This is a genomic window from Ruminococcus sp. AM42-11, from assembly GCF_003480145.1.
GTDB classification, from domain to species: Bacteria; Bacillota; Clostridia; order Lachnospirales; family Lachnospiraceae; genus Blautia_A; species Blautia_A faecis.
Map to the genome: position 1 here is coordinate 46,549 of NZ_QUIO01000029.1, position 8,586 is coordinate 55,134.

Below are 8,586 nucleotides of genomic sequence, written 5' to 3' on the forward strand. Positions count from 1 at the left end.
TATTTTTGAACCAGTAGGGATGTTTTACTAAGTTTTTACTAAAGAGGAATCCCTAGCACGAATTTAGAAAAGTAACATATAGTATGACCTTATTAATTGGTAGAACAATTGGTAAGGTCCTTTTTTATTTCAAGGAGGTTCAAAATGAAAAGTACAGCGTTAGGAGCAGAAAACATTATTTTTATCAGTGATGCACATGAAAAATTCTACTATGAAAAATTACAAGAAGTACGGTATCAGGATGTGTACCATAAGGCATTGTGTTATTGCCTGGGTATTAATGGAGATACCAGAAAAAATGCTGACAGAATTTATAATTTTAAAACGGGGTCTGTTAAAACGAAATGTTTACATGAAGGATGGCAGACAAGCGGTAGCTTAAAAGTGGTAAGGATGGCATTTAATCTGTACTGTAACAGCACGCCAAGCGTTTGGGATTATGAAGATGCAGAGGAACAGGTAAACGAGTGCAGACAGTATACAGTAGAGGATATCTTCTGCTGTGTATATGCACCATATTTTTGGCAGGCAATACAGATCCGTTATCCGGAATATGTAGTGTACAATCAAAAGTTACATGCCATGCTTGGAGGAATAGATTAATGCTGAAAGTGAGACTGATGGGAACAAAAAATGATATTGCATGGTTTCAGAAAATCCTGCAGCGTCATCCTAAAATTGAAGTTATGGAATTATCGGAACTTTATTCCAATAAAGGGACGAGCAAATATTATAGAGCTTATGCTGAAATTGAAAAAAGTAATGTAAATAAAAAATAGTAGAAAAACAGGAGAATTATATCATGTGCAAAATAATCGCAATCGCAAATCAAAAAGGTGGAGTAGCAAAGACTACAACCACTATTAATCTTGGAGTAGGACTGTCTAAGGTTGGAAAACGTGTAATGCTGATAGATGCTGATCCACAGGGACATTTGACAATGGGACTTGGTTTTCCAAAGAACTTAAGGGTAACATTGAAAACAATGATGGAAAATATCATTATGGGATTAGAATTTGATCCCAGGGAAGCAATTTTACACCATGAGGAAGGAATAGATGTAATTCCATCTAATAAACTTCTTTCAGGAATGGACATGTCATTATTTACGGTAGAGGACAGAGAAAAAGTCTTAAAAGAATATCTGGAACTTTTGGAAAATGATTATGACTATATCCTGATTGATTGTATGCCCTCGTTGGGAATGATGACAATTAATGCGTTAAGTGCAGCTGATAGCGTTTTGATTCCGGTGCAGCCTCAATACTATGCGGCAGATGGTCTCATGGAATTACTGAAAGTTGTGAAAGGCATTCATCAGAGATTTAATCCTGATTTACAGATTGAAGGGATTCTGTTTACAATGGACAGCAGTCATTATAATAATTCAAAGAGAAATAAGCAGGCAGTACGAGATGCTTATGGAGCAGAGATTATAATTTTTGATCAGACAATTCCAAGAACAGAAGCTCTTGCCGAAACTGCATCAGAAGGTGTCAGTATTTTTTCTTACGATGCAAAAGGAAAAGGTGCGTACAGTTATCAAGCACTTGTCCAGGAGGTGCTGAATCATGCGTAAACCTAAGAAAGAAATTCAGCTTACTTCTTATGATGAATTGCTTGGAATCAATGAAGCCGAACAGAATACTCTTAATCAGATTGTTGAAGTGCCATTAAATGAGTTACATCCTTTTAGAAATCATCCATTTCATGTAAATGATGATGAAAAAATGGCTGAAACAGTAGAAAGTATCAAGAATTATGGCATCTTAAATCCTGCATTGGTACGTCCTCGCGCAGAGGGAGGATATGAACTGATTGCTGGTCACAGGAGAAAACGTGGTTGCGAACTGGCTGGAAAAAGTAAAATGCCAGTACTCATACGGAACTATACCGATGATGAAGCCGTAATCGTTATGGTGGATTCTAATATACAGAGAGAAAATTTGCTTCCAAGCGAAAAGGCATATGCTTATAAGATGAAGATGGATGCAGTAAAACATCAGGGCATAAAAGACGAAAACGCAGCTTCTGTTGACAGTGCAGATCTGGTTGGACAGGCTGCCGGTGACAGTGGAAGAACCGTTCAGCGTTACATACGCTTGACCTGTCTTATTCCGGAATTGCTGAAATTGTTGGATGAAGGAAAGATTAATTTTACAGTAGGTGTTTCATTAACCTATTTATCAGAAACGGAGCAGATTTGGGTGAAAGACTGCATAGTGTCTGGAGCAAGCTCTGTTACAGGTTCAATGGCAACAAAACTGAAGCAATACAGCGATGAAGGTAATCTGACAGAATTAGCGGTACAGCTTATTCTGAATGAAAAGAAAACAGAGACAGGAAAAGTTACTTTAACTGAAAAGAAAATACGAAAGTATTTTCCAAAGGAATATAACAGAGAACAGATTGAACAGGTTATCTATGAACTGCTTGATAACTGGAAGAAAAGCCAATAACGAGGGAAGGAGGGAAAGCAAAATGGCAAAATCCGAAAGCACAAAAATAGAGTTTGGTTATTTTCACGATTATGAATCGGAACAGTTTGCTTTTTACCGTATTCCCAAAGTATTATTCACAGATGAATATTTCCGTAATCTGTCCAGCGATGCAAAGGTTCTTTATGGCTGATGCTGGACAGAATGGCTTTATCTATCAGACATCAGTGGTTTGATGAAGAGGGTAAGGTTTATATTATTTTTACTGTTGAACAGGTTATTCAGTATATGAATTGTGGAAGAGATAAAGCAATGAAAACGCTTGCAGAACTGGATACCAAAAAGGGAATCGGATTAATTGAAAGAGTCAAACAAGGATTTGGTAAACCGGATATTATTTATGTAAAGAACTTTATTTTAAGGACATCAAAAGATGTTAAAAACAATGATGAATCCGAAGAGAGTATTCAACAAAATCGAGAGGTCGAAGAAGTCGACTTATCGGAGTCGGAAAAATCGACTTATCGTGGTCGGAAAAATCGACTTCAAGGGGTCGGAAAAACCGACTTCAAGAGGTCGGAAAATACGACTTATCGTGGTCGAAAAATCAGAACTACAGAAGTCGGAAAAACCGACCCTAATAATACTAATTATAATTATACTGATATTAGTAATACTGACAGAAGTAATACTGATCTTATCAATCTTTCAGATTCTTCCGAACAGCAGTCAATGGATTTGATGGAAGAGATGGAGTTATTCCAGATGAATACTGCACTTGTAAAAAGAAATATTGAATATGACTGTCTTGTACAACGATGCAGACTGGGGGAACAGCAACAGTTGGATGAAATTGTGGCACTAATTGTGGAAACAATCAGCATAGAACGGGAGAATATTACGATCAGTGGAGTGAAATACCCATATCAGTTCGTAAAAAGCAGATTATTGTTGCTGGAAGAAAGCCACATAGAGTATGTACTTGACTGTCTGCATGAGAATACCAGGGAAGTAAAGAACATAAAAGCGTACTTGCTTACCTGTCTTATGAATTCAATAACGACAATAGGCAATTATTACCAGGCAAAAGTAAATCATGATATGTACGGAGGTGGCATATGAGAGGAAAAGAAATTATAACAAAATTGATAATTCCTGGTGCAATAGCTATGATTATCTGCTTAATTGTTCACCCTATGTGCATGAATGGTGAAATATTAGACTGGAGAAAATTATTGCTTTTTGTGGGAATACCTTTCGGAATCCAGAAAATGTTTTTGTTGGTCGTTCCAAGAAATGTGGGGACAGGGGAAATGCTTGGTTTGGTGGTACTTAAACTGATGGTAGGAAGTTTGATTGGAATAGGGGTTCTTGCCTGGAGATTATTAGCTGTAGCAGGCATTTTGCTAAAAAACGGCATTTCTGGAATTATATGGATCATAAAAAGACTGAAAGAAATGGTGATCAAAAATGAGCGAAAAGCAACTGGAAAAATTGTATTATAGCATTTATCCAATGAATCAATGTGAGACACAAAGTAAAAGTTATGAAGAGACAAAGGAACTGTGTGAAACATTAGAAAAGGAAATGATAAGTCTAATGAGTCCGGATCTGCAGGCAATGTTTGAGGATTACAAGGAATATACTTTAAATCTTAAACAAACAGAACAGAGAGACGCTTACATAGATGGATTAGCGTTTGGGATTCGCACAATTTCGGAAGCCTTTTTACATGAGAACAAAAATAGAATATGGTGATTGAAAAAGCAGTCTGTCAAGGCTGCTTTTTCTGTACCGCTTACATAGGAGAATGAGATGTGATTGATTTGATAATTATTATTATGGCAGGAATAGTGCTTTTGTTTTTGCTGTCTTGTTGCTTTATGGTTGCAAGGCTATTGGATGAGGAAATATCTATGTATGGATATGAAGGAAAAGAAAACTGGGAAAGGGAACAACTTCCCGACAAATTGTCGAGAAGTTCAACAGATGAAAGACATGGAGATAAATGAAAAGATTCGTTATTTTCGGAAACAGAGAGGGCTATCGCAGGAGCTGCTTGCAGAACGAACAGGAATTAATGTGAATACAATTCGGAAGTATGAAATAGGCATACGAAAGCCGAAAGTAGAACAATTAAAGAAAATTGCGGATGGACTTGAAATTAGTGTAATAGAATTTTTGGATATTGAAATAGAAAATGAAGCGGACTTGATTGCTATGCTGAAAAAAATCAGTCCGTTTTTTAAATGGGACGGATTGCTTCATGTATTGGTGGGGGAAAAGTTTTTATGATTGGTGTTGGAAGTGCATTGGTATCACTGTTGCTGATCTTTGTTTGTTATTCACTGACACTGACAGCGAAAAGAGCAGATGAAAATTTATTGATGATTTGTGAAAAGAATCAGAAAAATGAAGAAGAGAGAGGAAACCGAGAAATGGAATCCCAGAGAGACATTTTAAGAGTAATTGAAAAAGAAATCAAAAAAGGAAGTGCGCCAGTTGCATTTGCAGGTTTGGGGTTTTCCGAGGAATGTTATCATTTGGTAGATAGTCAGGCTAAGATGAACCAACTTTTAGATTATTTTTTTCGCAATGAAGAATACGCAGCTTTGGCAGAGCGGCAGGTGAAAAGTAATATCTATGCAGAAATGGGCAAAAGGCTGAATTTCCGTAGTGCCAGATCTGATCGAGACAGAAAGAATATGGAGGTAGCGGCAAAACGATGGATTAAGAAAAAGCATCCAACATTTGATGGTGATGTATATGTCGAAAATATCCGGTGTTTTCTGGACATTTCCCAAGAAGAGTTAGAAAAACGTAAATGTACAGTCAATGAACAGGATACGACAGCACTTATTTTCAGCCAGAAACATCTTGAAGCATTATACTTGCAATGTCTTATGCACAGACGAAATGCGATGCAAGAGATTCCGGAATTAAAAGGTTTGTCAGAAACGTGCAACAGGATTTATAAATTGCAGGATGTAGATGTATTATTTCAATGCCTGCTGATGGATCAGATGGATTGGGAAGAAGAAAAGTTATATGTGCAGTTCAGCACAATTTATTTATTGAAGCAGACAGTGAAAAATTAAAACCCATGACTTCTCGACAATTTGTCGGGAAGTGGAAAGGAGTCAAATTCCAATGAAAATATATCTCCCCCATCTGTTAGTACCACCGTAATTTGCTGATCAGAATCGAAAGGAGGCGTGCAAATTGCAGGAAGAAGTTACACAGAAAACAATCGCATTGTCGGTTAAAACTGCAAGAGTGACTGCCGACGTGTTAAAAAATATGCTGCGGAAGTATCTGTCAGGACAGAAGCAAAAGGGAAAGAATCCTTATAAGGTTGGAAAACAGTCATACAAAGAATTGAAAAGCCAGGGTTCTGGTTTATCCAATATTGAAATCACAGATGGAAATATCAAGTCCTTTGAGCGTGTGGCGAAAAAATACCGTTTAGATTTTGCCTTGAAAAAAGACAGTTCGACCAAGCCACCGACCTACTATGTGTTCTTTAAAGGGCAGGATACAGAAATGATGAATCTGGCATTTAAGAAATATTTGGGTGTCCAGATGAACAAAAAGGATAAGCCATCTATTATGGAAAAACTTATGCACTTTAAGGATGCTGTGTCTAAAGGAAAGAACAGAGAACGAGCAAGAGAACAGCAGAAAGACAGAGGGCAGAGTTTATGACTGAGAAAAAACAGCAGCATAAGAAGAAAAGAGGAAAAGTTCAGCATATCAGAGGCTCTCCGAAAAAGAGAAAAATATCTGGAAAAGCTGTTTTTTCCTCAGAGAGTATCCCAGGAAAAATGCTTGCAGATGTGAAAAATCTGATTACGGACAAGGTAAGTGAATTGAAGAGGGCAGATCAGAAAAAGCTGTTTTTAGCTAATTTCCCCTATCTGATGTTTGCCTATTTTTTCAATAAGATTGCCTGGTTGTATCGGGTAAACACCGGAGCAACTTCCTGGGATAAATTTATGAATACCATTACTTATTTTGAACTGGCATTTCAGAATCTCTGGCCAAGTTTGAATCATATAGATTTGTTGTGTGGAATCGCAGGCGGCGTGGCTGTAAAGCTTATTATTATTTACCGCACGAAAAATGCCAGGAAATATCGGCTGGGTGTGGAGTATGGTTCTGCCAGATGGGGAACAGAAAAAGATATACGACCATATGCTGATCCTGAATTTGAAAATAATATTATTCTCACAGAAACAGAGAGTCTTACTATGTCAAGCAGACCAAAGAATCCGAAATACGCCAGGAATAAAAACATTCTGGTAATTGGCGGTTCCGGTTCTGGAAAAACCAGATTTTTTGTAAAGCCTAACATTATGCAGATGCACAGCTCCTATGTGATTACTGATCCAAAGGGAACTGTGCTTCTGGAGGTTGGCAGTATGCTGGCAAAAGGCAGTCCGATGACGGATGAGAATGGAAAAATCGTGCGGGACAAAGAGGGAAAAGTTATATACGAACCATATAAAATCAAAGTTTTGAATACAATTAATTTCAAAAAATCCATGCACTATAATCCATTTGTATATATCCGCAGTGAAAAAGATATTCTAAAACTGGTAACAACCATTATTGCTAATACCAAAGGTGAAGGGCAGCAATCAGGTGAGGATTTTTGGGTAAAGGCGGAAAAACTCTATTATTGTGCCCTGATTGGTTATATCTGGTATGAAGGCAGGGAAGAAGAAAAGAATTTTAATACTCTGTTGGAAATGATCAATGTGTCAGAAGCCAGGGAAGATGATGAGAATTTCAAGAATCCAGTAGATCTGATGTTTGATGAGCTGGAGCAGAAAGACCCGAACCATTTTGCAGTAAGGCAGTACAAAAAATACAAGTTGGCTGCCGGTAAGACAGCAAAATCTATTCTAATCAGTTGTGGTGCAAGACTCGCACCCTTTGATATTGCGGAACTGCGGGAGCTTATGAGTTATGACGAGCTGGAATTGGATCTGGTTGGTGACAGGAAAACTGCATTGTTTGTCATTATTTCAGATACCGATGATACCTTTAATTTTATTGTTTCTATTATGTACACACAGCTTTTTAATCTGCTCTGTGACAGAGCTGATGATGTATATGGAGGCAGACTTCCAATTCATGTGAGGTGTCTCCTTGACGAGTTTGCGAACATCGGACAAATTCCTAAATTTGAAAAATTAATTGCTACGATTAGAAGCCGGGAAATCTCAGCTTCTATTATTTTGCAGTCAAAGTCTCAGCTTAAGGCAATTTATAAGGATAATGCCGATACCATCGAAGGGAACTGTGATACGACCTTATTCCTGGGGGGAAAGGAAAAAACGACATTAAAGGAAATAGCGGAGATTTTGGGAAAAGAAACCATAGATCTGTATAACACATCGGATACGAGAGGCAGTCAGCGGTCTTATGGAATGAACTACCAGAAAACAGGAAAGGAGTTGATGAGTCAGGATGAAATAGCAGTTATGGACGGAGGAAAATGTATTCTGCAGGTGAGAGGTGTCAGACCATTTTTCTCAAATAAATACGATATTTGCAAACATAAAAATTACAAATATCTGTCCGATTATGACAAAAAGAATACCTTTGATATTGAAAAATATCTGAGTACTAATCTGATACTGAAACCAGAGGATGAAGTGGAACTGTATCAGATGTAACTTCTCGACAAATTGTCGGGAAGTGGATCATGGGAGGAAATCATGAATAATTTGGAAAAAGGGAACAGTCGGTATCCATCGACGAAAATGAATATACCGACTGTACGTGTGAGGAATTTTCCAAGTAGAAAATCCTATGCTTAGTGTAGCACAAAAGGCAGGGTTTATATAGTGTTTTCTTCCATTTCTGGAAAAAATCTAAGAAAGGACTGGAAAATGTAAGTTTTCCAAAGGTACACTTATGGCATTTTTTACAACGGCAATTACGACCTTAAAAACATTGGTTTGTGCGATCGGAGCCGGACTTGCAGCCTGGGGAGTGATCAATCTGCTGGAAGGATATGGAACAGACAATCCGGGTGCAAATGCTCATGTACAGTAAAGAAGCAAACAACCGAAAACAAGAGATAGACCGCCAGCACCACACTATTCCGAACCAAAGAGCAAACGACAAGCACCATGGA

General features: G+C 37.7%; 12 protein-coding genes and 1 pseudogene. All 13 read left to right on the plus strand.

Annotation, left to right across the window (positions count from 1 at the left end; genetic code table 11):
* Window positions 1–144: 144 nt before the first annotated feature.
* Entirely contained in the window at window positions 145–603 is a 459-nt protein-coding gene (locus DW904_RS15970) for a DUF6075 family protein (RefSeq protein WP_005426619.1), read from the plus strand.
* Window positions 603–779 carry a hypothetical protein gene (locus tag DW904_RS23015; RefSeq protein WP_005426617.1) on the plus strand — a complete coding sequence of 59 codons (177 nt, stop codon included), beginning with the start codon at window positions 603–605 and terminating at the stop codon, window positions 777–779. Before DW904_RS15970 ends, DW904_RS23015 begins: the two co-directional genes overlap by 1 nt.
* Before the next feature lie 23 nt (window positions 780–802).
* The gene (locus DW904_RS15975; RefSeq protein ID WP_005426615.1) at window positions 803–1,579 is read left to right on the plus strand and encodes an AAA family ATPase; all 777 of its coding nucleotides are present in this window, start codon (window positions 803–805) and stop codon (window positions 1,577–1,579) included.
* Window positions 1,572–2,459, plus strand: a complete 888-nt coding sequence (locus tag DW904_RS15980; protein ID WP_059085507.1) for a ParB/RepB/Spo0J family partition protein — start codon at window positions 1,572–1,574, stop codon at window positions 2,457–2,459. The genes DW904_RS15975 and DW904_RS15980 overlap by 8 nt, the downstream gene beginning before the upstream one ends.
* A 22-nt stretch (window positions 2,460–2,481) precedes the next feature.
* Window positions 2,482–2,631 (plus strand): replication initiator protein A, encoded by a 150-nt coding sequence (locus DW904_RS24120; RefSeq protein ID WP_279254397.1) that lies wholly within the window; start codon window positions 2,482–2,484, stop codon window positions 2,629–2,631.
* A gap of 11 nt (window positions 2,632–2,642) precedes the next feature.
* A complete protein-coding gene (locus tag DW904_RS24620; protein WP_279254398.1) occupies window positions 2,643–3,560 on the plus strand; it encodes a DUF6017 domain-containing protein in 918 nt (305 codons plus the stop codon).
* Window positions 3,557–3,943, plus strand: a complete 387-nt coding sequence (locus DW904_RS15990; RefSeq protein ID WP_005426609.1) for a DUF6050 family protein — start codon at window positions 3,557–3,559, stop codon at window positions 3,941–3,943. The genes DW904_RS24620 and DW904_RS15990 overlap by 4 nt, the downstream gene beginning before the upstream one ends.
* Window positions 3,909–4,196, plus strand: coding sequence for a DUF6809 family protein (locus DW904_RS15995; RefSeq protein ID WP_015541255.1), 288 nt, complete (start codon window positions 3,909–3,911; stop codon window positions 4,194–4,196). The genes DW904_RS15990 and DW904_RS15995 overlap by 35 nt, the downstream gene beginning before the upstream one ends.
* A gap of 162 nt (window positions 4,197–4,358) precedes the next feature.
* Window positions 4,359–4,733 (plus strand): helix-turn-helix transcriptional regulator, encoded by a 375-nt coding sequence (locus DW904_RS16000; RefSeq protein ID WP_005426605.1) that lies wholly within the window; start codon window positions 4,359–4,361, stop codon window positions 4,731–4,733.
* Window positions 4,730–5,536 (plus strand): hypothetical protein, encoded by an 807-nt coding sequence (locus DW904_RS16005; protein ID WP_005426603.1) that lies wholly within the window; start codon window positions 4,730–4,732, stop codon window positions 5,534–5,536. Before DW904_RS16000 ends, DW904_RS16005 begins: the two co-directional genes overlap by 4 nt.
* Window positions 5,537–5,660: 124 nt before the next feature.
* Window positions 5,661–6,143 (plus strand): PcfB family protein, encoded by a 483-nt coding sequence (locus DW904_RS16010; RefSeq protein ID WP_044925928.1) that lies wholly within the window; start codon window positions 5,661–5,663, stop codon window positions 6,141–6,143.
* Between the two features lie 119 nt (window positions 6,144–6,262).
* The gene (locus DW904_RS16015; RefSeq protein ID WP_243008169.1) at window positions 6,263–8,122 is read left to right on the plus strand and encodes a VirD4-like conjugal transfer protein, CD1115 family; all 1,860 of its coding nucleotides are present in this window, start codon (window positions 6,263–6,265) and stop codon (window positions 8,120–8,122) included.
* Between the two features lie 241 nt (window positions 8,123–8,363).
* Window positions 8,364–8,492: pseudogene (locus tag DW904_RS16020) on the plus strand (Maff2 family protein); the annotation flags it as partial.
* Window positions 8,493–8,586: the final 94 nt, after the last annotated feature.